This window comes from Acinetobacter sp. 8I-beige (assembly GCF_902505955.1).
Taxonomy (GTDB): domain Bacteria; phylum Pseudomonadota; class Gammaproteobacteria; order Pseudomonadales; family Moraxellaceae; genus Acinetobacter; species Acinetobacter johnsonii.
Genome location: NZ_LR732790.1, coordinates 207,759 through 233,120 on the forward strand (window position 1 = coordinate 207,759; position 25,362 = coordinate 233,120).

Annotated in this window: 22 protein-coding genes; 10 read left to right on the forward strand and 12 right to left on the reverse strand. The window is 44.4% G+C overall.

Annotated features, from left to right (window positions below; translation table 11 throughout):
- Window positions 1-145 precede the first annotated feature (145 nt).
- The 4 genes from lptF to GVX98_RS01040 all read left to right on the forward strand — a co-directional run bounded on the left by lptF (window position 146) and on the right by GVX98_RS01040 (window position 5,184).
- Entirely contained in the window at window positions 146-1,246 is a 1,101-nt protein-coding gene (lptF, locus tag GVX98_RS01025; RefSeq protein WP_010325691.1) for an LPS export ABC transporter permease LptF, read from the forward strand.
- Window positions 1,247-1,248: 2 nt separating this feature from the next.
- Window positions 1,249-2,319, forward strand: a complete 1,071-nt coding sequence (gene lptG / locus GVX98_RS01030) for an LPS export ABC transporter permease LptG (protein ID WP_159127027.1) — start codon at window positions 1,249-1,251, stop codon at window positions 2,317-2,319.
- A 123-nt stretch (window positions 2,320-2,442) separates the two neighbouring features.
- The gene (gene gpmI, locus GVX98_RS01035) at window positions 2,443-3,990 is read left to right on the forward strand and encodes a 2,3-bisphosphoglycerate-independent phosphoglycerate mutase (protein WP_159127028.1); all 1,548 of its coding nucleotides are present in this window, start codon (window positions 2,443-2,445) and stop codon (window positions 3,988-3,990) included.
- 18 nt (window positions 3,991-4,008) lie between these two features.
- Entirely contained in the window at window positions 4,009-5,184 is a 1,176-nt protein-coding gene (locus GVX98_RS01040) for a S41 family peptidase (protein ID WP_159127029.1), read from the forward strand.
- 4 nt (window positions 5,185-5,188) lie between these two features.
- On the opposite strand, the gene GVX98_RS01045 is transcribed toward GVX98_RS01040, so the two are convergent.
- From GVX98_RS01045 to GVX98_RS01055, 3 genes are read right to left on the reverse strand one after another with little or no spacing between them, the layout of a single operon-like run.
- Complete coding sequence (locus GVX98_RS01045; protein ID WP_159127030.1) at window positions 5,189-6,610, reverse strand: sigma-54 dependent transcriptional regulator; 1,422 nt, start codon at window positions 6,608-6,610, stop codon at window positions 5,189-5,191.
- Between the two features lie 15 nt (window positions 6,611-6,625).
- Window positions 6,626-8,194, reverse strand: a complete 1,569-nt coding sequence (locus tag GVX98_RS01050; protein WP_159127031.1) for a PAS domain-containing sensor histidine kinase — start codon at window positions 8,192-8,194, stop codon at window positions 6,626-6,628.
- A 21-nt stretch (window positions 8,195-8,215) separates the two neighbouring features.
- A complete protein-coding gene (locus GVX98_RS01055) occupies window positions 8,216-8,851 on the reverse strand; it encodes a response regulator (RefSeq protein ID WP_004692836.1) in 636 nt (211 codons plus the stop codon).
- A 215-nt stretch (window positions 8,852-9,066) separates the two neighbouring features.
- On the opposite strand from GVX98_RS01055, the gene GVX98_RS01060 reads away from it, so the two are divergent.
- A complete protein-coding gene (locus GVX98_RS01060) occupies window positions 9,067-10,122 on the forward strand; it encodes a serine hydrolase (protein ID WP_155118236.1) in 1,056 nt (351 codons plus the stop codon).
- A gap of 86 nt (window positions 10,123-10,208) precedes the next feature.
- On the opposite strand, the gene thrC is transcribed toward GVX98_RS01060, so the two are convergent.
- The 4 genes from thrC to xerD all read right to left on the reverse strand — a co-directional run bounded on the left by thrC (window position 10,209) and on the right by xerD (window position 14,701).
- The gene (thrC, locus tag GVX98_RS01065) at window positions 10,209-11,348 is read right to left on the reverse strand and encodes a threonine synthase (RefSeq protein ID WP_004692833.1); all 1,140 of its coding nucleotides are present in this window, start codon (window positions 11,346-11,348) and stop codon (window positions 10,209-10,211) included.
- Window positions 11,349-11,413: 65 nt separating this feature from the next.
- Entirely contained in the window at window positions 11,414-12,718 is a 1,305-nt protein-coding gene (locus GVX98_RS01070) for a homoserine dehydrogenase (RefSeq protein WP_010325700.1), read from the reverse strand.
- Window positions 12,719-12,847: 129 nt separating this feature from the next.
- The gene (locus tag GVX98_RS01075; RefSeq protein WP_004692830.1) at window positions 12,848-13,657 is read right to left on the reverse strand and encodes a DsbC family protein; all 810 of its coding nucleotides are present in this window, start codon (window positions 13,655-13,657) and stop codon (window positions 12,848-12,850) included.
- A 126-nt stretch (window positions 13,658-13,783) separates the two neighbouring features.
- The gene (gene xerD / locus GVX98_RS01080) at window positions 13,784-14,701 is read right to left on the reverse strand and encodes a site-specific tyrosine recombinase XerD (protein ID WP_004692828.1); all 918 of its coding nucleotides are present in this window, start codon (window positions 14,699-14,701) and stop codon (window positions 13,784-13,786) included.
- Between the two features lie 180 nt (window positions 14,702-14,881).
- Between xerD and GVX98_RS01085 the strand changes: the two genes are divergently transcribed.
- The 5 genes from GVX98_RS01085 (at window position 14,882) to ftsW (ending at window position 19,999) form a co-directional block, all read left to right on the forward strand.
- Window positions 14,882-15,142, forward strand: a complete 261-nt coding sequence (locus tag GVX98_RS01085) for a FeoA family protein (protein ID WP_010325703.1) — start codon at window positions 14,882-14,884, stop codon at window positions 15,140-15,142.
- Entirely contained in the window at window positions 15,139-16,998 is a 1,860-nt protein-coding gene (locus GVX98_RS01090; protein WP_004978597.1) for a ferrous iron transporter B, read from the forward strand. Before GVX98_RS01085 ends, GVX98_RS01090 begins: the two co-directional genes overlap by 4 nt.
- A 27-nt stretch (window positions 16,999-17,025) precedes the next feature.
- A complete protein-coding gene (locus GVX98_RS01095) occupies window positions 17,026-17,277 on the forward strand; it encodes a DUF6587 family protein (RefSeq protein ID WP_004978599.1) in 252 nt (83 codons plus the stop codon).
- Between the two features lie 159 nt (window positions 17,278-17,436).
- Window positions 17,437-18,783 carry a UDP-N-acetylmuramoyl-L-alanine--D-glutamate ligase gene (murD, locus tag GVX98_RS01100; protein WP_159127032.1) on the forward strand — a complete coding sequence of 449 codons (1,347 nt, stop codon included), beginning with the start codon at window positions 17,437-17,439 and terminating at the stop codon, window positions 18,781-18,783.
- Window positions 18,784-18,802: 19 nt separating this feature from the next.
- A complete protein-coding gene (gene ftsW, locus GVX98_RS01105; protein ID WP_010325707.1) occupies window positions 18,803-19,999 on the forward strand; it encodes a putative lipid II flippase FtsW in 1,197 nt (398 codons plus the stop codon).
- A gap of 216 nt (window positions 20,000-20,215) precedes the next feature.
- Here the strand turns inward: ftsW and gluQRS are convergent, their stop codons facing one another.
- From gluQRS to thiC, 5 genes are all read right to left on the reverse strand, one after another.
- The gene (gene gluQRS / locus GVX98_RS01110; protein WP_171503295.1) at window positions 20,216-21,148 is read right to left on the reverse strand and encodes a tRNA glutamyl-Q(34) synthetase GluQRS; all 933 of its coding nucleotides are present in this window, start codon (window positions 21,146-21,148) and stop codon (window positions 20,216-20,218) included.
- Between the two features lie 2 nt (window positions 21,149-21,150).
- The gene (gene dksA, locus GVX98_RS01115) at window positions 21,151-21,678 is read right to left on the reverse strand and encodes an RNA polymerase-binding protein DksA (RefSeq protein WP_004692816.1); all 528 of its coding nucleotides are present in this window, start codon (window positions 21,676-21,678) and stop codon (window positions 21,151-21,153) included.
- Window positions 21,679-21,887: 209 nt separating this feature from the next.
- Window positions 21,888-22,685: a 3',5'-cyclic-AMP phosphodiesterase gene (gene cpdA, locus GVX98_RS01120; RefSeq protein ID WP_159127033.1), complete on the reverse strand. Its 798-nt coding sequence runs from the start codon at window positions 22,683-22,685 to the stop codon at window positions 21,888-21,890.
- A 10-nt stretch (window positions 22,686-22,695) separates the two neighbouring features.
- Complete coding sequence (locus GVX98_RS01125) at window positions 22,696-23,316, reverse strand: NUDIX domain-containing protein (protein WP_004978604.1); 621 nt, start codon at window positions 23,314-23,316, stop codon at window positions 22,696-22,698.
- A 75-nt stretch (window positions 23,317-23,391) separates the two neighbouring features.
- Complete coding sequence (gene thiC, locus GVX98_RS01130; protein WP_159127034.1) at window positions 23,392-25,284, reverse strand: phosphomethylpyrimidine synthase ThiC; 1,893 nt, start codon at window positions 25,282-25,284, stop codon at window positions 23,392-23,394.
- Window positions 25,285-25,362: the final 78 nt, after the last annotated feature.

Here is a 25,362-nt window from a genome sequence, read left to right on the forward strand (position 1 = left end):
GCCTTATAAAGTTTGAAAATGATTAAACCACTGAAACATTAACATGAATAGAGTTGCAAAGTGCAACAAGAGTACAGGTTTTATATTTTCACTATTCAGGTAAACTAGCGCTAGTTTTTATTCACCTATTTTTGGAAGAATTAATTTGATTATTCGGCGTTATCTGGTCAAACAAGTGGTGTCGACATCCTTGGTTGTGATCGCCTTATTGACCTTGATCATGATGGGCGGTCGTTTGATCAAGTATTTTGGCGTAGCCGCGCAGGGTCGCTTAGATGCAGGTATTTTATTTAGCATTATTGGCTATCGTTTGCCTGAATTTTTAACGCTGATTCTTCCTTTAGGCTTTTTTATTGGGCTGATGCTGGTTTTTGGTCGTTTGTATGTCGATCATGAAATGGCGGTACTCAATGGCAGTGGCGTCAGTCGTAATCAATTGGGGCGACTGCTGATTCCTATGACTGTGGTGTTTCTTGCTGTTCAAGCCGTGCTGATGCTTTGGATGGCGCCGTGGGGTGTTCGTCAGTTTGAGCAGCTCACCACCAGTCAGGCGGTGCGTACCGGTTTTGATTTGGTTCGACCCAAAGAGTTTATTTCATCGGGGCCTTATACCATTTATGCGGGTGACTTATCCGAAGACCGTAAAAACCTCAAAGATATCTTCTTCTATCAACGCGCTGAAGCAGAAGGTAAGCCTGATGTGATGATTTTGGCCAAAGAAGCCACGCGGGTTGAAATTGAAAACGATCCAGCCAATGTTGTGGATTTGGTGCAAGGTCGCCGTTATGAAATTTATCCGGGACAGCCGCGTTATAGCCAAGCCGAGTTTCAGTCTTATCGCCTACGTTTAGAAAATGATAAAGAAGCAAAGTTTGAAAGTGCCGATGTTGAAGCATTGTCCACCATGAAACTTTGGGATAATCGTAATGATCCTGTTGTGGCGAGTGAGTTGGGTTGGCGTATTTTTGTACCGTTTGCCATTGTAGTGGCGTTGCTTCTCGCTGTGGCTTTATCTGAAGTGAGTCCACGCCAAGGCCGTTATTTAAAGCTGTTCCCTGCATTGCTTATTTTTGCCAGTTTAATCGTGGCGCTGATGGCCATTAAAACCCGAGTCAGTAAAGAAGAAATGGGGATTTGGGCTTATCCAATGATCTTGGTGATCTATGCGATAGCAGCGGCTTTGTTTTCGCGTAAACAAAAGCTGGCCCCGAAAATTAAGAAAACATTACAACGAGCGGGGTCTTAATCATGTTCGCACGTCGTTTAGTCGCAAAACATGTGACCAAAACCACCGCGATGGCGATGCTGGGTGCTACCGCTATTTTATCGGTCTTGCAAATTCTGTTTACCTATTTGGGTGAGTTGGGCTCTCTTAAAGAAGGTTATGGCGCTTGGGATGCTTTACGTTACGTACTGTGGGGGGCGCCGCAATATCTCTATGAGATTCTACCGATTGCCGCGTTAATTGGCTCGGTACTGGGACTGGGCACTTTGGCTTCAAACAGTGAGCTGATTGTGATGCGCTCGGTGGGGGTGAGTCTTTGGCGGATTGTTGGTTGGGTGATTCGTTCAGCTTTAATTTTGGTGGTACTGTCATTCGCTTTAAGTGAATGGGTGATTCCATACACCAATGAGCAAGCCAAAGGTGTGAAAAGCCATCGAACAGCGGCTGAGCTCGGTGAGGTACGTGGTTACTGGACACGAGAAGGGCAGCGTTTTATTTATGTCGATTATGCCAACTCTCAAGGTCAGCTGAAAAATGTGCAAGTGGTCGACTTTGACAATAATGCTCGCTTGAAAGGCGTTTTAAATGCTGAGCAAGGTCAGTTTGTGCAAGATGGTCGTTGGATTTTAGAAAATACCGCCCAAGTTGATTTACTACCGACAGGCAATGCTACGGCACAAAAGGCCGCTGAAACGCCTTTGGCACTGGCACTGCAGCCGAAATATGTGCACATGGTGACGATTGATCCTGAAGACCTTTCACCGAGTCAATTGGTCAGTTTTATGAGCTATATGCATGAATACAGCCAAGTGCCTAAAACTTATCAGTTGGCTTTTTGGCAAAAAGTGGCGTCTCCATTTGCCTTAATTGCTTTGGTATTGATTGCCTGTTCCTTTATTTTTGGGCCACTGCGCCAACAATCGATGGGCTTTCGTTTGGTCATTGCACTGTTTACAGGCTTAGGTTTCTTTTACCTGCAAGACTTCTTGGGTTATGCAAGTTTGGTTTATTCACCTTCACCCGCATGGTTTGTTTTTGTGCCGATTTTACTGATGTTTGTCGCAGGTGGTTATTTATTACAACGTGCGCGATAACTGTACGATATTGAAGAAAACAATGCGGATGATGGTGTTAAACCATCATGCCTGCATAGAGTCTTGACCGAAAATTCGGTAAGATAGAGCGATGAATTTGTAGACAAAAAAAGAGTGCTTATTATGGCGGATGCAACTGCTGGCAAAATCCCTCACGTACTGGTCATTATGGATGGTGTGGGACACCGTGAAGCGATCGAAGACAATGCATTTTTAGCAGCGAATCGACCGAATTTAACAGCGATTGAAGCAAAGCATCCGCATAGCTTAATTTCAGGTTCTGGTGAAGACGTGGGCTTGCCAGATGGCCAAATGGGCAACTCTGAAGTGGGCCATATGAACTTGGGCGCAGGTCGTGTGCTCTATCAAGATTTTACCCGAATCACCAAAGACATTCGTACGGGTGCTTTTTTCGAACATGAAGTTTTGGTTGATGCCGTTGAAAAAGCCAAAGCCGCGGGTGGTGCGTTGCACATCATGGGGCTATTGTCTGAAGGTGGGGTTCATTCACACGAAGATCATATTGTTGCCATGGCTGAACTTGCGTTAAAACGCGGTGCAACTGTATACCTTCATGCCTTCTTAGATGGTCGCGATACCCCACCACGCAGTGCACAGCCTTCTTTAGAAAAATTAGATGCATTGTTTGCTCAATATCCAAATCAAGGTCGTATTGTGAGTCTGATTGGTCGTTATTTTGCGATGGATCGAGATAACCGTTGGGACCGCGTGGAACAAGCCTATCGTTTACTTACAGAGTCTAAAGCAACACGTACTGCAGCTACAGCAGTTGAAGGTTTAGCCTTGGCGTATGCCGCAGATGAGTCGGATGAATTTGTCAAAGCAACACGCATTGGTGATGCCGTGAAAGTTCAAGATGGTGACAGCATCGTCTTTATGAATTTCCGTGCGGATCGTGCACGTGAAATTACCAAAGCATTTGTTGAAAAAGATTTTGCAGGCTTTGCGCGTAAAGTCGTACCAAACTTATCTAAGTTTGTGATGTTGACACGCTACCAAGCCAGTATTGATGCACCTGTGGCGTATATGCCTGAAGCATTAAAAAACTCGATTGGTGAATATCTTTCAGACCTTGGTAAAACTCAATTGCGTATTGCAGAAACAGAAAAATATGCACATGTGACGTTCTTCTTCAGTGGTGGTCGTGAAGATGAATATCCAGGTGAAAAACGTATTTTGATTCCTTCGCCAAATGTTGCTACTTATGACCTCAAACCAGAAATGAGCGCCTATGAAGTAACCGATGAATTGGTGGCTGCGATTAACTCAGGCGAGTTTGATCTATTGGTGGTGAACTATGCCAACGGCGATATGGTTGGTCATACGGGCGTGTTTAATGCTGCTGTGAAAGCCGTTGAAGCTGTTGATTTATGCTTAGGCCGTGTCTATGAAGCGGTGATGGCACAAAAAGGCCATATGTTAATTACGGCTGACCATGGTAATGTTGAACAAATGCAGGATTATCACAGTGGTCAGGTGCATACCCAGCATACGACAGAATTGGTGCCTTTTATCTATGTCGGTCCAACTCAAGCAACCATTGCTGAGGGTGGCGTATTGGCCGATGTCGCACCAACCTTGTTAAGCTTGATGCATCTTCCTGTTCCAGCAGACATGCAAGGTCGTAACTTAATTACATTAGACGTATAAATCAATTTGGGTGGGTAAATGGCAAAAGCATCGTGGACTTCAATAGGTGTAGTGATTGCTTTAGGTCTGAGTCTGATCCACCCGATGGGGGCTGTTGCAAAAACTGCGGCAGCACCCGCTTTTGATGATGAATTAGAACAAGGTTATGTTGAGGTTCCGATTGAATCAATTCAACAATTTGTGCAAATCTACGGTTTAGTCAAAGACAATTATGTGGCTGAACGTAGTGATGAAGCACTATTTCAACAGGCCATTAAAGGTTTAGTCAGTGGCTTAGACCGTTATTCTAGCTATTTATCTCCTCAAGAATATAAACAACTGGTGCAATATACCGAAGGGGATTTGGCTTCAGTTGACTTCAGCTTAGAGTTTGATTCTCGCTTACAACAATGGCTGATTCGTGGATTAAAACCTGACTCAGATTCCAGCAAACTGGGCTTAAAAAATGGGATCTCCGTTTTTAAAGTGGATGATCAAGAGCTACGCAAGCTCAACCATGCTCAAGTCAATGAATTACTTAGTGGGGCGATTGGTAGTACTATCAGCCTACAGTTAAAAGCCAATTCAACGCCGATCAATTTAGTCCGAACCAAAAAGGTTGAAACCGATATTCAGGCGCAACTGTTGAATAACCAAGTTTTGGTGCTCAAGGTGCGGGTATTCCAACAGGATACGGCCAATGAAATTCAGCAACTGATTGAAGAACATCAGTCTTCGCGTTTAAAAGCGGTCTTGATAGACCTCAGAAATAATCCCGGGGGGCTGTTGTCTGCCGCAGTTGAATCTGCCGATTTATTCTTAAACCAAGGCGTGATTGTTTCGACTAAAAGTCGTTCCGAGGGTGATCAGCAGTTCCAAGCTTTACCAAGCCTCGAGTTTCAAAACTTAAAAGTGGGGATTCTGATTAATGATCGCTCTGCATCGGCCGCGGAGGTGTTTACCGCTGCGCTGAAGGAGCATGGACGGGCGTGGGTGATTGGTGAAAAAAGTTATGGTAAGGGCGTGGTACAAAAACTATTTCCGTTATCGAATGGTGCAGCTTTGCAAATGACGGTATCGCATTATTACACCCCAAGTGGTCGGATGATTGAAGGGGTAGGGATTGCGCCAAATCAGGTGTATCCAATGCCACATGAACTCAAAGATGAAAGCTATGTTGAACATGTGGCAGAGATTCTAATTAACCGTCGTTAAGTCTCTAAATGGAATCATCTTCGCCATCTAGCCCGAATTTCTTCAAGCGATAACGTAAAGAACGGAAAGACATACCGAGCTTTTTAGCCGCCAGTGTTCGGTTCCAATGGGTGAGATTGAGCGCATTCATCAAAATTTCTTTTTCAATTTTTTCTAAATACAGCTCTAAACCCTCTTCGGGCAATTTACGCGAAGGCACATGACTGATTTGATCATTGCCAACAGTACCTTGTTGCGTGGCATTGGCATAGTGGGTCTGAGCAATCGGTCGCAGTGGGGCTGTTTGCAAGTGTGGTAAGTCGATACTGCTTTCATCACTTAAGGTGATAGCACGTTCCATCATATTGCGTAGTTCACGCACATTGCCTGGATAATATTGGGCCAATAAAAACTCACGTGCACGTTCACTCAGTGGTTTGACTGGGATGTCCCATTCTTGGCAGATTTTTTGAATGAAATGTTGTGCCAAAAGAATAATGTCATTGCCACGCTCACGTAGGGCAGGCAGTACAATGTCCATGACATGGATGCGGAAGTATAAATCCTGACGGAACTTGCCTTGTTGCACCAGTGCTTCTAAGTCTTGATGGCTGGCACTAATCACACGGAAATCGACATCAATTTCGGTGTCACTCCCAATGGGACGAATACGTTTTTCTTGTACCGCGCGCAGCAGCTTCACCTGCATAGTGAGCGGTAACTCAGCAATTTCATCTAAAAATAAACTGCCGCCATGCGCAGACAGAATCAGCCCTTGTTTGTCTTGAGTCGCCCCTGTAAAGCTGCCTTTACGATGTCCAAACAATTCACTTTCCATCAGTTCAGTCGGTATGGCACCGCAGTTAATGGCAATAAATGGCCCTTCATTACGATTGCTCAGGCGATGTACCAGATTCGCCACGACTTCTTTGCCAGTGCCTGACTCACCTGTAATAAAGACAGGGGCTTGCGAGCGTGCAATTTTCTTTAAGGTGATGCGTAGCTGTTGAATAGGAAGAGATTGACCAATCAGCAGACGATGTTCAAGCGTATCTTCTTGGATATGCAGCTGACTGATGGGCTGATTAAAGGCTTTTTGTAAAAGTTGCTCTAAATGTTTTTGGTTGATTGGTTTACTGACAAAATCAAAAGCACCGGCTTTAAGTGCTGCAATCGCAATATCCATATTGCCGTAAGCAGTCAGCACTGCAACGGGCAAATTAGGATAATTTTGAGCAATAAAATCGACCAAGCTCAGGCCATTACCATCGGGTAAATTCAGATCGGTTAGACAGGCATCGTATTGATGCGTTTTCAGGGCTTGAACCGCCTCTTGTAAGCGATAGGCAATATGTGTATCAATTCCCATCCGACTTAAAGACATTTGCATCAGTGTACATAAGTCTTGTTCGTCATCCACCAATAAAACAAGTGGTTTTTTTTCCACGTTTAACCCCAAAAATTACACGTCATTGTTTATACGAGGGCATTCAATCCGAAAGCATGCCCCTATTTTTTGTTCTACATAGTATAGCTTAGCTTGGTTGGCTTCGCAGAAACTATGGGATAAATATAATCCTAACCCAGTTCCATTGATTGAGGTACTAAAAAACGGTTGAAACAGGGTGCTTTGGTCCTGAGTGGCGACCCCTTCACCAAAATCACAGACCTCAATATGGACGAGGTTTTTATAGCTATAGACTCGAATGTGAATATGCTCGGCTTCAGCTGCATTATGTCGAATGGCATTTCGAATCAGGTTGATCAGCACTTGTCTCAGTTGTTGTTCATCAAACTGAATCTGAGCTGGATCGGAAATGCGGTAATCAATTTGATCTTTGACATCGGGCAAATCTTCAACGATAAAACGTTCTAAAAAAGCAGCGACATCAATCAAGGTCGGATAGGTTTCTTTACTGCGTGCCATACTCAGTGTATCGCCAATAATTTTATCAATCCGTGAGGCTTGTTTGGCGATCATGTTATGTAACAGGGCTTGCTCAGGATCGTTCACCTGCATCAATTCATTGGCTTGGGTGATGGCAGCCAATGGATTGCGAATTTCATGGGCAATGCTGGCAGAAAGTTGACCCAGTGCAGCCAGCTTGAGTTGTTGTACACGTTGATTAATTTTTTGTGCATCTTGCAGCACGAATAAGGTCAGTGTCTGATTCGGGACTTGAAGTTTTTGAATTTCGATCTGAATCTGAAAGCGACTCAGTTGCGATGTAAATTGGAATTTTTCCCCATTTTTCAGTTGGTCGAATTTGAGTAGTTCAAATAAATCAGGTTGTGCCTTATATAAGGGGTATTTGTCATAGGCATAAATCGGGGAGATGCCCAATAATGTACATGCGGCAGGATTACTCAGCACCATGTGGCAGTTTTCATCGAGCACCAAATAGCCGAGCTCGGTTTGCTCTAAAATATAACGGTTAATGTTTTGCAGTTGGTCCAGTTCTTGGGACTGATAGAAGTTTAAATTTTCAAGGACTTGAAAACGTCGTACTGCAATTTGTCCAGACCCATAAACCACAAAGAACAAAAAGGCGAGCACGGCACTGTTGCCAATGGTATTCAATGAACTAATTGAAAATAGCGTTCCAATAAAGTGTTGATAAACCAGTGTAATTACAGCAATCAAGGTAATGATGAGCGCTTTTTGTTTATCGACCAATACACAAGCGGCAAAGATCGTGATCACAAACAATAAGCTTAACTGTAAGTTCGGACCATCGGTGGCAAAAGTGAGTAAACTGAGGCTAATGACATCGACGATAAACAACAAGGTGAGCTGAAGTGGTATGCGCTTGCGCACATGCTTGAGGCTCAATAGCTGAAAGGCACTGATAAAAATAAAGCCAATCAGGACAGAACGATACAATACTGGATATTGATAATTTGAAAACAACTGCTCATAGGTCAGTAGATAAACCAACAACAAACAACAGCCAATAAACAGTCGATAAGACGCATACCAAACACCTAGACGGTATTGATTTAACTGAATATTGGTTGAGTATTGCAGCATGTGGGTGTTAGTCAGCTTGCATCAGGGTTTGATTAAACCATAACGAATAGCAAGGTGAGTCAGCTTCACATCACTGTCAATGTTGAGCTTTTCAAAAATTCGGTAACGGTAAGTATTGACCGTTTTTACGCTGACAAAAAGCTTGTCAGAAATTTCCTGTGCACTGATGCAATTCACAACCATCATCGCCACCTGCATTTCACGTTCAGACAAAGCATCAAAAGGCGAGGTTTGTGTATCCGATAGATAAGAACTGGCCAGTTGTTCAGCAATATCAGCGCTGAAATATTTGCCGCCTTGCATCACTTTATTAATGGCACGTACCATTTCGGTCACAGGTGCACCTTTGGTAATGTAGCCTTTAGCGCCAGCTTTGAGTAACAGGGAAGGATAAGGTTCTTCAGCTAGGCCACTGACTGCCAGTACTTTGGTCTCGGGTGCGGTTTGCAGTAAGCGGCGTGTGGTTTCAACGCCACCAATACCTGGCATGTTGACATCTAACAGAACCACATTTGGGTGATGTTGACGAACGAGGTTAATTGCTTCTTCACCAGATTCAGCTTGGCCAATGACTTGAACATCGGCATGGTCCTCGAGCATTCGACAAATCCCTGTACGTACTAACTCATGGTCATCTACCACTAAAACTGTGATCACCTAGCTCTTCCTCACTATAAAAACCATATTTTTTGTTACATAAAGCAAAATAAGCTTGCAATGAAACGACAAAATTAGCAATCCTATTCTTAGGCTTATTTGAAAAGATATGCACGCTGTCGACGGCAATGCTGTTCGTATTGTGTACAAATGTAAGGCATATTGGCGTGAATACGCAAATGTATCTTATGGGTTATGAAGTTGAGTGAAGAAAAGTGAAAAAATCAAATAAATTTTTAATGCATCTATTGGGATGGTCGATTGCAATGACGGTCAGTACCCATAGCTTTGCAGACTTGGTGATGAACCCGAGCTCGGGGCCTAGCCAAGCAAGCATGAGTTGGTCTGCAGCAGATGCAGAACAGCTTCTGAATGATGATCTAATGGAAGATCCTGAAGAGTACGCTCCTCAGGGTTCAACAAAAGTCACCACCAGTATTCGCAGTTCTAACGGTGTGGTGACGAACAATACTACCTCGAAAACGGTACAAATTTTCGATACCTCGAAATATTCAAACCAACCTAGTGTCAATGCTCGTGCAGCACTGGTGATGGATGGCAATACAGGTGAAGTACTGTATAGTAAAAACAGTAATACCGCGCTGCCGATTGCCTCGATTACTAAACTGATGACGGCGGTGGTGATTTCAGATGCGCGTTTAAATATGTCTGAAAACATTACTTTACAGCAAGCGGACTTTTCGTGTTCGGGTTGTAAAAGTTCAAGCTCGTCCCTACGTGCAGGGGACAGTATGAACCGTGCAGAGGCATTGTTATTTGCATTAATGAAGTCAGAAAACCCAGCAGCATCAGCGCTTGCACGGACGTATCCGGGTGGTCGCTCAGCCTTTGTTTCGGCGATGAATGCCAAAGCAAAATCTTTGGGTATGAATTCAACCCATTATATGGAATCGACTGGTCTGCATCCAGGTAATGTGGCTTCAGCACGTGACTTGGGTATTTTGGTCAATGCCGCGTCTCAGTATGGTCTGATTCGTCAGTTCTCAACCACAGCCAGCTATGACTTTAACTTGGGCTATCGTGTATTAAAATCAAACAATACCAATGCCTTGGTTCGTAATGGTGGTTGGAATATTAATATTTCAAAAACAGGTTTCATTAATGAAGCCGGTCGTTGTGTGGTGATGCATACCACTTTAAATAACCGTCCAGCAGTGGTGGTGTTATTGGGCGCAGACTCATCTGCAGCACGTACCAATGATGCAACGCGCCTAATGAACTGGGCAAGCCAATTACCAAAACGTATTTAACCCGACTTTGTTTTTGTTCACTCAACAACAAAAATTGAGTCATAAAAAAGCCCTGCATATGCAGGGCTTTTTTTGTCTTCTCTCAATTACATGTTTGAAAGAATTGAATCGCGAACTTGTTCTAAGGTTGCATCGATTGACAGCATGACCGCATCAGAACATTGTTTGATCGCAGTATCAGGGTCTTTCAGACCATTACCTGTCACGGTACAGACAATCACAGAACCTTCCGCAATTTTTCCAGCTTTGATGTCACGGATTGCACCGCCAATCGATGCTGCAGAAGCAGGTTCTACAAAGACACCTTCATACATTGAAAGTAAACGCTGTGCTTCTAGAATTTCAGCATCAGTCAGTTCATCGAACCAACCTTGAGAATCACGAACCACCGCTTTAGCGTGGTTCCAGCTTTGTGGATTACCAATACGAATAGCCGTTGCAACAGTTTCAGGGTTTTCAACGGGTGCACCACGTAGGAATGGCGCAGCACCTGCTGCTTGGTAACCAACCATGGTTGGTAAACCTTCAGGTTTAGGACCCGTGAATTGATCTGTTTCAGCGTCGTAAATCACTTGCTCAAATTGATCTGCAGGTTGGTTGGCAACTGCTTCGGTATAACCCATCCAGTGTGCAGTAATGTTCCCTGCGTTACCCACGGGTAAGCAGTGGTAATCTGGTGCACGACCTAACTCATCTACGATTTCGTAAGCAATGGTTTTTTGACCCTGCAAACGGTATGGGTTGATTGAGTTTACGATGGTTACAGGGGCTTTGTCGGCAATTTCTTTGACCAGACGCATACCGTCATCGAAGTTACCGCGGATTTGCATGGTGATGGCACCATACATCATCGCCTGCGCCATTTTACCCATGGCAATTTTGCCTTCTGGGATTAACACAAACGCTTTGATGCCTGCGCGTGCTGCATAAGCCGCAGCCGCAGCTGAGGTATTACCTGTAGAGGCACAGATAATCGCTTTTGAGCCTTCTTCAACGGCTTTAGTAACCGCCATGGTCATACCACGGTCTTTAAATGAACCAGTCGGGTTTAAGCCCTCGTACTTCACATAAATTTCAACATTTTTGCCAATTAAACGTGGAATGTTCTCGAGTTTAATCAGTGGCGTATTACCTTCACCTAAAGAAATAGCGCGAGTAGTTGCAGACACTGGTAAACGGTCGCGATAACGGTCAACTAAACCAGTATAACGATTGGCATTCGACATGATGATGTTCCAATTGTGTGTAGAGCTTGGTGAGGAAGAGAAGAGCGTTCTTTTCCTCAACCCGATTAATTATCAAGCGATTCTAAACGAATTCGCACGATTTCGCCATGAATGACGGGTAAGGCTTGAATTTGAGCAAGTGCCTCGTCCATTTTTGATTCAACGACTGGATCAGTCAAAATCACGATTGGAATAAGGTCTTTTAAGCGTGGTTGTTGCATGATGGCATCGATACTGATGCCCGCACGACTGAGAATCGTGGTCACATCCGCCAAGACGCCAGTTTGATCTTCTGCATTAATCCGGATGTAATAACCGGTGGTCATTTCTTCACGGCTTAAAATTGGCACATTGGTCAGTGCTTCGAAGGCCAATTGTGGAATTGTTCCAGCGCCATCTTCGGTATAAGATATATCACGGACGATATCAATGACATCTGCAACGACCGCAGAAGCGGTTGGACCTGCGCCTGCACCCGCACCGTAATACAAGGTTGGGCCGACAGCATGAGCTTGTACCAAGACGGCATTTTTAACACCGTTGACATTGGCAATCAGTTCTTCCGCAGGGATCAAGGTTGGGTGAACACGAAGTTCGATGCCATTCGCTGCGCGACGCGCAATCCCCAAGTGCTTAATACGGAAACCCAGCTCTTCAGCATACTTCACATCTTGTGCTGTGATTTTACTGATGCCTTCGGTATAGACTTTGTCAAACTGTAGCGGAATACCAAAAGCACACGATGCTAAAATCGTGAGTTTATGTGCAGCATCAATGCCTTCGACATCAAAAGTTGGATCAGCTTCGGCATAACCCAGTTCTTGTGCTTCTTTTAATACGTCGGCAAAGGCACGACCTTTTTCACGCATTTCAGTCAGAATAAAGTTGCCTGTACCATTGATGATACCCGCTAACCAATTAATCTTGTTTGCCGCTAGACCTTCGCGCATCACTTTAATGATGGGAATGCCCCCTGCAACCGCAGCTTCATAGGCGATTTGCACGGCATTGTCATCCGCCAGTTTGAACAGCTCATTACCATGTTCAGCAAGTAAAGCTTTGTTCGCGGTGACGACTTGTTTGCCATGCAAAATGGCTTCTTTAATCACTTCATATGCAGGATGGATGCCACCCATCACTTCAACCACAACATCGACATCAGGCTGACGCACAATGTCGAGTAAGTCAGCACTTTGCTTGACCTCATCGCCTAAATCTAAGTCTGGACGAGGGCGGCGTGTGCCGACATAGGTAATTTGAATTTCACGACCGGTGCGACGTTTAATCTCAGCAGCATTTTCTTTTAGTAGTTTAAGGGCACCACCACCCACAGTACCAAGACCGAGGATTGCCAGACGAACTGGTTTCACGTCACACTCCAATTTACTTATATATATTGAACCAAGCCTAGATCATAGCTAAAAAAACTGTGAGACTCTAGGAAAGAAATCATTTTATGTTCAACTATAAATATTAGTTAAATAACAAATAAAAATTAGTTATTTAAGGCGATTTAATAATTCACTTGGGGCCAAATAGCCACCGAGATATTCACCATCTTCATTGTAGATCGCAGGTGTCCCATTTACGCCCATGTTCAGACCCAACTGGTATTGATCTCGCACTGGATTTTTACAGGTCGCCGGTGGAAGTTGAGCACCTGAAATCGCTTGATCAAAGGCAGCTTGACGGTCTGCGCTACACCACACACTTTCCATGGCTGGCATAAACTGTTCGCCACGCGGCCATGCAATGTAACGCACTTCAATGCCTTGGGCCGTGATTTCAGGGATATGCTCGTGCAGTTTATGGCAGTAAGGGCAGCTGGCATCGGTAAAGACATAAACCACATGCTTGGTCTTGCCTTTGGCTTTATAAACCAGTAGGTCTTCAGTTTTGAGCCCTGCTAGAAGCTTTTTGTTGGCTTCAGCTTGCAGGTTATCGCTGACGTTGTGGAGTGTTTTATCGCCCAAGCGAATCACATCACCTTGGATAATATATTTACCATCTGCCGTGGTATAAACCGAGCTCATCCCTTCAAGATTGACCCAAAATAAATTTGGCACTTCAGTGGTTTTGATATCGATGATTTTGGCATTGATATTGGCTGTTTTGAAATGCTTTTGAAGGGTATCAATTAAACGTTGCTTTGCATTACGTTCCGTCAAAGTTGACGCTTCACCTGTGGCTGGCGCGCTTGCCGTTAAAGAGTCTTGTTTTTTTTCTTCAGTGTTATTTGAACATGCTGTAAATAGAACACTTGAAGCAATGGCACAGGCAATGAACAATGGTTTACGGGTAAATAACATAGATAACCCTTTTTCTTTTGACTTTATAAAAACAGAGCGCCAAGCATAGCAAAAAAAGTACAGGACTCGGTAATACTTCGTAGTCTTCGTGCTAAAAACAGCCTTAAGTTATGGATGATCAAGACCTTAAGCTCTTGGGTGATGGCTGGCATGCAGTTGTTGCATACGCACTTGTGCGACATGGGTATAAATTTGTGTCGTGGACAGATCACTATGTCCCAATAACATTTGTACCACACGCAAGTCGGCGCCGTGATTGAGTAAATGCGTTGCAAAAGCATGTCGTAAGGTATGTGGAGAAAGTTCTGCTTGAATTCCTGCTTGTAAGGCATAACGCTTAATGGCATACCAAAAGTTTTGTCGACTCATGATGCCACCATGTTGGGTGAGAAACAGATAGTCAGTTGCAGATTTATATAATTGCGGACGTGATTCAATTAAGTATTTTTCGACCCACTCCACTGCAATTTGACCCAAAGGCACCAGCCGCTCTTTATTGCCCTTACCCGTAATTCTTAAATAGCCTTGTTTTAGATTGATTAAGTCTAGGCGTAGATTCAGTAGCTCAGATACGCGTAGTCCACAGGCATATAACACTTCAAACATGGCGCGATCACGGAGTCCAAGAGCGGTTTCAATATCAGGGGCTTGAATTAAGGCATCCACGTCTTGCTCAGACAAATCTTTAGGCAGTGCGCGGCCAATTTTGGGTGTTTTATGTAGTGCGACAGGGTTGTCTGAACGCAGTTTTTGTTCCCGTAGAAACTTAAAAAAAGAACGCAGAGCAGACAGACAGCGCGCAATGGAGCGCGGGCTTTTACCTTGCTTGGTGAGAGTCAGCAGAACATCGGCGACATCATCACTGCTCCATTCAGGCATGCTCACGTGACTACACTCGCTGCACTGCAATAAGTCAGAGAGATAAGCATTTCGGGTGTGTGGGCTGACGGTTTGTGCAATGAGATAATCTTTAAAGCCGTGTAAAAAACTGAGCTGAGTTGGAATTTGAACAGGCGCAGGCACACGCGGTTTTTTATTTAACATAAAGCTCTCAAGCACATCATCACGGAAAGACAAAAACAAGGAATAGGAGTTTTATTCAATGTAGTGTAATCATTCTCGCTTGTCGATGTGTTATAACAGATGCGAATCATTATCGAATCTGATTTGGTAATTATTCTCATTTGTTTGTATACTGTTCAAAATATTAAAGGGTTGGATGCGGTGCGTTTATCTGATTTAAAAGTCAAACAAACTGCCATCATTAACAAAGTGAATCATACTTTGGATGGCGAAGCTCAGACTGATTTGGTGGCTAGTCGTCTTGAAACATTAGGCTTTGTCGCAGGTACAAAAGTACAGGTGATTACCAAAGGTGTTTTTGGTGGCGATCCAATTTTAATCCAAGTGGGTTTTACACGTTTCGCCTTAAGAAAAGTTGAAGCTGAAAAAATTGAAATTCAAGTCGAAGGAGCACCTAGATGAGTGATGCCTTGCGTGTTGCCCTTGTAGGTAATCCAAACTGCGGTAAAACTTCGTTATTTAACCATCTCACTGGAACACGCCAAAAAGTAGGTAACTATGCGGGTGTAACGGTTGAGCGTAAAGTTGGTCAATTTAGTCTTCCTTCGGGTCAAGCAGTTCGCGTTCTGGATTTGCCAGGGACGTATAGCTTAGATGCGACTAGTCCTGATGAAATGATTACCCGTGACGTGGTGATGGGGAAAATTGCAGACGAAGGTCAGCAAGATGCTTTCTTATGTATCGTTGATGCAACTAACCTCAAACTTCACCTTGGTTTAGTGATTGAACTGATTGCATTGGGCCGTCCAATGTTAATCGTTTTAAACATGATGGATGAAGCACGTCGCCGTGGCATGCAAATCAATACCCAAAAGCTTTCTGAGCGCTTGGGTGTGCCGATCGTTGAAACCGTTGCGGTGCGTAACTCGGGTATTGAAAGCCTGCTTAGCGCTTTAGAGCAGGGCAAATATGCCGTGCCTTATACCGAGCTGACGGGTTTAAAAGGCGACACTGCACATGAGAAAGTAGAAAATTTATTACATGACGCTGTGCAGTACGTCGATGAAGAAGACAAGCGAACTGATTTTCTAGATAAGATTTTCCTACATCCAGTTTTGGGTTTAGTTAGCCTTGCAGTGATGATGTTTATTGTCTTCCAAGCCGTTTTTGCTTGGGCAGCGCCGTTTATGGATGGGATTGAAACCTTCTTTGGTTGGCTAGGTGAAACCATTGGTGCATCCATTAGCCACCCTTTACTTAACAGTTTGGTGGTGGACGGGATTATTGCGGGTGCGGGTGGTGTCGTGGTGTTCTTACCGCAGATTTTAATTTTGTTCTTCTTTATCTTGGTATTGGAAGAGTCGGGTTATTTACCGCGTGCCGCGTTTTTGCTAGATAAGCTGATGTTTAAAGCAGGTCTTTCTGGGCGTGCCTTTATTCCATTGTTGTCTAGCTTTGCCTGCGCAATTCCGGGCATCATGGCATCGCGTACCATTAGTGATCCGCGTGACCGTTTGACCACGATTTTTGTGGCACCGTTAATGACGTGTTCTGCACGTTTACCTGTATATGCCTTGTTAATTGCTGCTTTTATTCCTGAACAAACTGTTTGGGGGATCTTCAATCTGCAAGGTTTGGTGTTGTTTGCTTTATATATGGCCGGGATTGTGAGTGCACTGTGTGTATCTTTCGTTCTGAAATTCTTCCATAAAGACAAGTCACAACATATGTTGATGATGGAGTTGCCAAGCTATCGTTTCCCTGACTTGAAGAATATTTGGATTGGTTTACTTGACCGTGCCAAGATCTTCTTACGTCGTGTGGGTGGCATTATTTTCGCGTTGTCTATTTTACTGTGGTTCTTGTGTACCTTCCCGCAAGCCCCTGAAGGCGCGACTTTACCTGAAATTGATTATTCATTTGCCGGTATGCTCGGTCATTTACTGCAACCGATTTTTGCCCCGCTGGGTTTCAATTGGCAGATTTGTATTGCTTTGATTCCTGCTATGGCAGCTCGTGAAGTGGTGGTGGCAGCTTTAGGTACGGTATATGCCTTATCCGCTGTTGATGAAGATGCCATGTCACAAGGTTTGGCTTCACTGATCAGTAGTGGCGGTGAGCTCGGCTGGTCGGTGGCGACTGGTCTGTCTTTATTGGTGTGGTTTGTTTATGCACCGCACTGTTTGGCGACTTTAGCGACGGTCAAACGTGAAACAGGTTCATGGAAAACCGTGAGTTTTATGACCATTTACTTGTTTGGTTTGGCTTATTTAATGTCATTCCTGACCTATCAAATTGCAACGCACTATTTGGGCTAATCGGCTTAAATAGGCGAGGAGATTGAGATGATTGAAATTCTAATTGTTGCTGCTCTAGTGATCTGGAGTGCAGTGGTGGTATTTAAGAAAGTATTTCCTAAGACATCGGGTTCAGTTTTCATGTCCTTGTCCGCGCTGTGTGAGGCTCGTGGTTGGACGCGTTTGGCGACGTGGTTAAGGCCGTCAATGGCTGGTGGGTGTGGCGGAAACTGTGCTTGTCCAGCAACAGAAGACAGCAATGCGAAAAAGCCTGAAGTTCAAGCGGTGAAGTGGAAATAAAACGATTTTTGCTCACAAATAAAAAAGCCGTCCGACAGGGGCGGCTTTTTTACGCACTGACACAAAAAAAGTGCAGGAAAGTCAAAACAGAAAAAGCATTCAAAACAGCAAAGTGCTAACATTTCCGCAGATAAATCTCAGACCAAGCATGGGGCGAAAATGTTAATACAACGTGGTGGACTTAAGGTCGTTGCAGGGCTCGGCATTTCTGGTGTTGCAGCGGTCAATTTTTTACATAACCAAGGCTACCGCGTTGCAGTAACGGACTCTCGATCGACCCCGCCCGGTCATGACCAAATTCCAGCAGAGGTACAAACCAGTTTTGGTCAGTTTGACGCAGAACTGTTGTTGTCTGCTGAAGAAATCGTTATTAGCCCTGGGCTCGATCCGAAACTACCTGAAATTCAAGCCGCGATTGCCAAAGGCATTCCCGTGGTGAGTGAAATTCAAATCCTACGCCGTGTAACCGACAAGCCGATCATGGCCATTACTGGGTCGAATGCAAAAAGTACCGTGACGACCTTGATTGGTCTGATGGCTGAACATGCAGGTGTAAAAGTCGCGGTAGGTGGTAATCTTGGTCGCCCAGCGTTAGATTTAACCAAAGATGAGCCAGATTTATACATTCTAGAACTATCCAGCTTTCAGTTAGAAACCACCTCAAATTTACAAGCTGAAGTTGCGGTGGTGCTGAATATGAGTGAAGACCATCTTGACCGTCATGGCGATATGATGGGCTATCACACCGCGAAGCATCGCATTTTCCAAGGCGTGAAGAAAGTCGTTCATAACCGTGATGACTCACTTACGCGTCCTTTGGTACCTGATGCTACGCCAATGCAAAGCTTTGGTTTAAATGCACCTGATATGAATCAGTACGGTGTATTAAGAGATGACGATGGTACGATCTGGTTGGCCCGTGGCCGCACACGTTTATTGAACAGCGCAGAGATGTATATTCAAGGCACACACAATGTGGCCAATGCATTGGCCTGCTTGGCTTTGGGTGAGGCAATCAATCTTCCGCTTGAGTCGATGTTGGAAACGCTGAAAAGCTTTAAAGGCTTAGAGCATCGCTGTGAGTTTGTGAAAGAAGTTGAGGGTGTCCGTTACTATAATGACTCTAAGGGCACCAATGTAGGTGCAACACTGGCTGCGATTGATGGCCTAGGTGCTGCGATTGAAGCCAAAGGCGGTAAAGTCGCGATCATTTTAGGTGGTCAAGGCAAAGGACAAGATTTTAGCGCTTTACGTGAGGCTTTGAGCAAATACGTGAAAGTGGCTGTGTTGATTGGTGAAGATGCGGCGTTGATTGAACAAGCTGTGGCAGGAACAACCACCTTACTGCATGCTGAGACTTTAGAGCAGGCGGTTGCACTTTGCCAAGCCCATACCCAAGCCCATGATGTCGTGTTATTGTCACCTGCATGTGCAAGTTTTGATATGTTCAGTGGTTACCCACAGCGCGGACATCAGTTTGTCGCTTGTGTGCAAGAACTCCACTAAAAATAATAAGGAAATTGAGATGGCTGAGTTTGCTCAGACAACGATCAATAAAATTAACCAGTTTTATAGCCGTTGGGCGCCGCGTGTACCCAGCGAAGTGACACCACGTAATGTGTTGATCTTCTGCGTCATTGCGTTGTTGTGTTTAGGTTCGATCATGGTCGCATCTGCGTCGATGCCTTATGCTGAACGCCTTCATGAGAATTCATTTCACTATGTCCTTCGTCACGGGATTTCAATCGCGGTGGCTGGTGTTTTGGCCTATGCGGTATACCGAGTTCCACTCAATGTTTGGTTCAACAACACCTTTCCGCTGTGGATTTTGACCATCTTACTGCTGGCCGCCGTATTGGTTGTCGGTACGGAGGTCAATGGTTCGACCCGCTGGATTCGTGTTGCGGGCTTTACGTTACAGGCTTCTGAGGTCGCCAAAGTGATGATGGCGATTTTCACAGCGGACTATGTGGTACGCCGTGCCGAAGAAGTAAGAAATAACATCAAAGGTTTGATCCGTCTCGGTATTATTATGCTGTTGACGGTGGGTTTGATTATCGCGGAGCCCGACTTGGGTGCAACCGTGGTGATTAGTTTGATGATGCTCGGTATCTTCTTCCTTGCTGGCGCGCCGTTGATTCAGTTTGGTATGGCTTTTGGTGCAATTTTTGCGGCCTTTGTCTTTTTGATTGTGTTTGAGCCTTACCGTTTTGAACGTCTAATGTCTTTCTCAAACCCTTGGGAAGATCCGCTAGGCACTGGTTACCAGCTTTCCAATGCCTTGATGGCCTTTGGGCGTGGTGAATGGTTTGGTGTAGGACTTGGCCACAGTGTACAGAAAATGGCCTACTTGCCTGAGGCGCATACCGACTTCATGTTGGCCATTTTAGGCGAAGAGTTTGGCTTTTTCGGGATCACTACGGTCTTGATTCTGTCCTTTACTATGTTGCTGTGCTGTATCAAGGTGGGTCATCGTGCGCTGAAGAATCAGTACCTGCGTGCGGGTTATTTGGCATATGGGGTATCGATTATTTTCTTACTGCAAATTTTGGTAAACGCAGGTATGAATATGGGTATGCTGCCAACCAAAGGTTTGACGCTACCTTTTATTAGTTATGGCGGTTCATCACTGATTATGTGTGCAGTGATGATCAGTTTGATTTTGAAAATTGATGCAACAACACAAAGTGCCAATCCAACCAAAGAAGAATCCAGCTTCTAAGCGGGTTGTTCTTTCATCATGCTATCCGCAGACGAAACCCACTTTTCGTTATGCGGATAGCGTTTGAGTCCTTCCTAAATTGTGTTTCTCATCAGCACATCTATCCATCATTCTTTTATGATGAATGTGACTGTAATGGTCTAAATTTTTTGAATTTGCTTCAATTGGAACGTTGAGTGCTATGCATAGTATTGAGTTTCTGCCGCAATCGTTTTGCTATAAATAGGTACCGTGCAGGGTAGTACGGTGTGGAATCAGCGAAACATCCCATTGTGCGATGGCTTGTTGCAACATTCGTTCAGGGGTGTCTAGCTCGACAGCTGGTTGATTTAAAGCGTGTATCGCTTGAGCGAGTAGTGTGGGTGCTTGGTTAAGATCCAGTGCCTGTGCCATATTTTGTTTAGATAACTTTTGCCCTTGATCATTCATGGCCAAAGGCAGGTGCATATAGCTAAGGCGCGGGTAATCTAAGAGCTGACCTAAATAAATTTGGCGCTCGGTATTATCCAATAGATCTGCACCACGAACCACATGGGTGATGCCTTGTAGGTAGTCATCCACCACGACTGCTAATTGATAATTGATAATGCCATCGCGGCGTTTCAGTACAAAGTCACCGAGCTCATGTGCCAGTTGTGAACAGTGTCTGCCTTGCAGAGCATCATCAAAACAAATTTCGACATCTTCCACTTTGACGCGAATGGCTTGTTGCTCAAAAGGCAGAGCAAGGTCACGGCAGGTGCCTGCATAAATGTGGTTAGAACCGAGCATTTTGCGGGTGCACTGACAGGCATAGACCAGTTTGAGTTGATGCAGTTGTTGAATCACGTCTTCATATAGGTCGAGACGATCTTTTTGGAAAATGGTCTCCGCATCGGGCTGAAAGCCGAAAGCCTCGATACAACGTAAGATGTGGCTTTCACTGCCAGGGTAAATACGCGGGATATCGGTATCTTCGATACGAACCAACCATGTGCCTTGATGTGCTTTTGCTTCGCAATAACTGGCAACGGCTGTGATGAGTGACCCAAAATGCAAAGGGCCGGTTGGCGATGGCGCAAACCGACCTGAGTAGCGAGTTAGCGAAACATCGTTTCGCCGCTGCGCAAGAGCCAAGCGATGCTTGGCTGGAGAGTTATCAACAGTCACAGTTAACCGTTATTTTGCTTCTCTTTGATTTCTGCCAGTGTTTTGCAGTCAATACACAAAGTTGCAGTTGGACGGGCCTCTAAACGGCGCAGACCAATTTCGATGCCACAGGTTTCACAGAAACCATAGTCATCGTTTTTAATCGCTTCAATTGATTGTTCGATTTTGCGGATGAGTTTACGTTCACGGTCACGTGTACGTAGTTCAATTGCAAACTCTTCTTCTTGTGTCGCGCGGTCATTTACATCAGGCAAAGCGGTGTTTTCGTCTTGCATGGTGTTGAGTGTGCGGTCAACTTCTGACATCAGCTCTGCTTTCCATGCCAACAAAATTTGGCGGAAGTGCTCAAGCTGACCTTCAGACATGTATTCTTCATTTTTTTTCGGCTGATAAGGTTCAATACCAAATAAGCTTGCAGTAGAACCACCGTCAGTCGCTTTAGGCTTAGTTTTGCGCACACGTTTTGTAGATTTTTCATCTACAACATCAGTTTGTTCGTCTAAGACAGTATTTTGGTTGTCATTCGCCATTTAGGGCAATCCTCATCATATACGTATCTTTAATACGCAAAAAATATGGTGATATGCAAGTGTTTTTATCCACCCTCGAGGAGATTAACCCTCGGGGGTCGTCATCATATAGACTTTTTAAGTATTTTGATAGTCTTTGATGTTTGGATTAAATTGATCACTTTTTCGTAAGAGCAACTAAGGTAATTGAAAACGATAAAAATGAAAAGTTAATAACCTGAAATTTCAACATTTATTTTTTGCTGTGCGTGTAAGACACGTTCTACGTGGGTTTCATGGCTACCGTCTGCGTTTAATTGTAAAATACGATAACCTGGTGCCTGCTCATCTAAGGCGAAATGATCGCTTAAAGGCTTAAATTGGACACTGGTAGACGGCGTCGAGTAAAACTGAATACCATGCCATTCACGCCATGATTCTTGATGGACATGTCCCGACAGCACAATTTTGACATTGTGGTATTTCGCAAGAACCGCAGTGAGGTCTTGGGTGTTCTTGAGTTTATGTTGATCAATCCATTTTGACTGCATTTCAAAAGGATGATGATGACAGGCAATCACAATGTGTTGCTGGGCAAATTCTTGTAGGATTTGTTCCAGTTGCTTCAATTGTGCTTCATCGACCCAGCCATCGATTTTACCTTTGACCGCACTATTGAGTAAAACCACGCTCCAAGGACCGAAGTGAATCACATGAACTTTGTTTTGCTGTTGATGAAAAGGGAAGTGTTCGACATTGTCATGATTGCCCGGAACCTGATAAAACGGTGTCTTTAAACTCTGCATAAAGTCTAAATAGCGTTGATAGGTTCGAGGCACAGGTACTTGTGCCAAGTCACCCGTATGGACGATGGCATTCAGCTGTGGGTGACGCTCAACAATATGTTGCATCACATGATGAAAGCTTTGCTCTGGATTCATACGGACAAATTCCAGATGATCTTGATCCATCAAGTGCGTATCTGAAATTTGGATAATGGTCCAATTTTTCTCATTATTTAAAGTCATGCCTGACCCCTTAGACATTCCTTGTCGTTTTAATCTGTTGTTGTAGCCATTGCAAGGCCATTATGACAGGCGCATTTCTGAGCCGACCATTGGAAAGTAATGTATCGATCTGCGCATAATCAATCAGGTGTAATAAAATATTTTCACCTTCATCGGGCATACCAAATACACCACCTTGTTCGGGTAAATCGGCCGCAGCACTATACAGATGAAACAGTTCCGCACAGGCACCTGCTGAAGGATAAAAGCTAAACAGATGCTGTAAGTGTTCAATCTGACAGCCCGATTCTTCTAATGCTTCACGGCGAATACAGCTTTCTGGTGATTCATCACCATCGAGTACTCCTGCAATAATCTCTAATTGCCAAGCTGAATCTTGGTCATCCATAGCACCAATACGAAATTGTTCAATCAAGGCAAATTTTTGTTGTGCATCATCATAAATCAAGACACCAGCAGCTTCAGGGCGCTGAATGAGCTCACGTGAAATCACAGAGGTATACTCAGTTTGATTAAACAGGCGATGACGTAAATTTACTTTTTCTACTTGAATAAAACCCTGAAAAACAAAGGTTCTGTCTACAATTTGGACATCTTCACGGTGATATGTAGCTTGCTTAATTATGTTCATAAAGCGCAATCAGGATGAAATTTATCATTTCATCCTAACTGAGAATCACATGATTACAAAAGGTTTTTTATCAACTTACACTTTTTGGTACAAGTTTTGTCCGCTTGCATGGAATTGTTTTTTCATGCTATCGAGACCAGTTTCGACCTCTTCTTGCTGAATTTTATTCAGTGTAGCGTTTTGCTGGTTTTGTGCATAATCACGCACGTTTTGGGTGATTTTCATCGAGCAAAACTTGGGACCGCACATCGAACAGAAGTGCGCAGATTTGTGCGCCTCCTTCGGCATGGTTTCATCATGCATGCTACGCGCCGTGTCTGGGTCAAGACTGAGATTGAACTGATCTTCCCAGCGGAATTCAAAACGCGCTTTAGATAGAGCATTATCACGGACTTGCGCACCCGGATGACCTTTGGCCAAATCTGCTGCATGTGCTGCAATTTTATAGGTGATGATGCCATCTTTGACGTCTTTTTTGTTCGGCAAGCCCAAGTGTTCTTTAGGCGTGACATAGCACAACATGGCAGTCCCATACCAACCAATCATCGCCGCACCAATCGCAGAAGTAATATGGTCATAACCTGGGGCAATATCGGTGGTCAATGGCCCTAAAGTGTAGAAGGGTGCTTCTTGACAGACTTCAAGCTGTAGATCCATATTTTCTTTGATCATATGCATTGGCACATGCCCCGGACCTTCAATCATTACTTGCACATCATGTTTCCATGCGCGATGGGTCAGCTCGCCTAAAGTGCGTAATTCAGAGAACTGTGCTTCGTCATTGGCATCTTGGATACACCCTGGACGTAGACCATCACCGAGACTGAATGACACGTCATAGGCTTTCATGATTTCGCAGATTTCATCGAAATGTGTATAGAGGAAGTTTTCTTGATGATGGGCCAAACACCACTGCGCCATGATTGAGCCGCCACGAGAGACGATACCAGTGAGACGATTTGCTGTCATCGGTACATAACGTAATAAGACACCCGCATGAATGGTGAAATAGTCTACGCCTTGCTCAGCTTGTTCGATCAGCGTGTCTTTGAAGATTTCCCATGTCAGGTCTTCCGCCACCCCATCTACTTTTTCTAAAGCTTGATAGATAGGTACGGTACCAATCGGAACAGGTGAGTTACGGATAATCCATTCGCGGGTTTCATGGATGTTCTTCCCTGTGGAGAGGTCCATGATAGTGTCTGCACCCCAACGAGTTGCCCACGTCATTTTTGCGACTTCTTCATCGATTGAAGAGCCGAGAGCCGAGTTACCAATATTGGCATTGATTTTTACCAAGAAGTTTCGGCCAATGATCATGGGTTCAATTTCAGGGTGGTTAATATTGGCAGGGATAATCGCACGCCCTTCAGCCACTTCTTTGCGCACAAATTCAGGCGTGATTTCCATCAGGTTATGCGCACCAAAGTTTTGCCCCGCGTGTTGACGTGCATCGACCCCTTCACGTTGACGCTGATTTTCACGAATAGCGATGTATTCCATTTCAGGAGTAATAATGCCTTGTTTGGCATAATACATCTGCGTGACATTATGGCCTGCTTTGGCACGACGTGGTTTTTGAATATGCGCAAAGCGGATATTAGCGGTACGAATATCCCGTAAACGCTCTTGGCCAAAGCTTGAACTGAGGCTATCTAACATTTCGGTATCGTTGCGCTCTTCAATCCAGCTTTCACGGACATTTGGTAGACCTTTGTTCAGATCAATACTGACATTGGTATCGGTATACACGCCCGAGGTGTCATACACCATCACTGGTGGATTGTACTCACCGCCTAAGCCTGTTGGGGTTTCGGTCAGTTCAATCTCACGCATGGGGACTTGAATGTCTGGGCGCGAACCTTGGATATAAACTTTTTTAGAGGCAGGCAAGATACGGGTGAGATCTTTGGCATCTTGTTCATGTTGTGCTGAAATTTCAGCGGAAAGATTCGTTAAATGGTTCATTGCAATGATCCTTATGAATGACATCAACGAATCAAGCACGACCAAAAACGATGGCAATTGAAGCTATTTCTGTGTGTT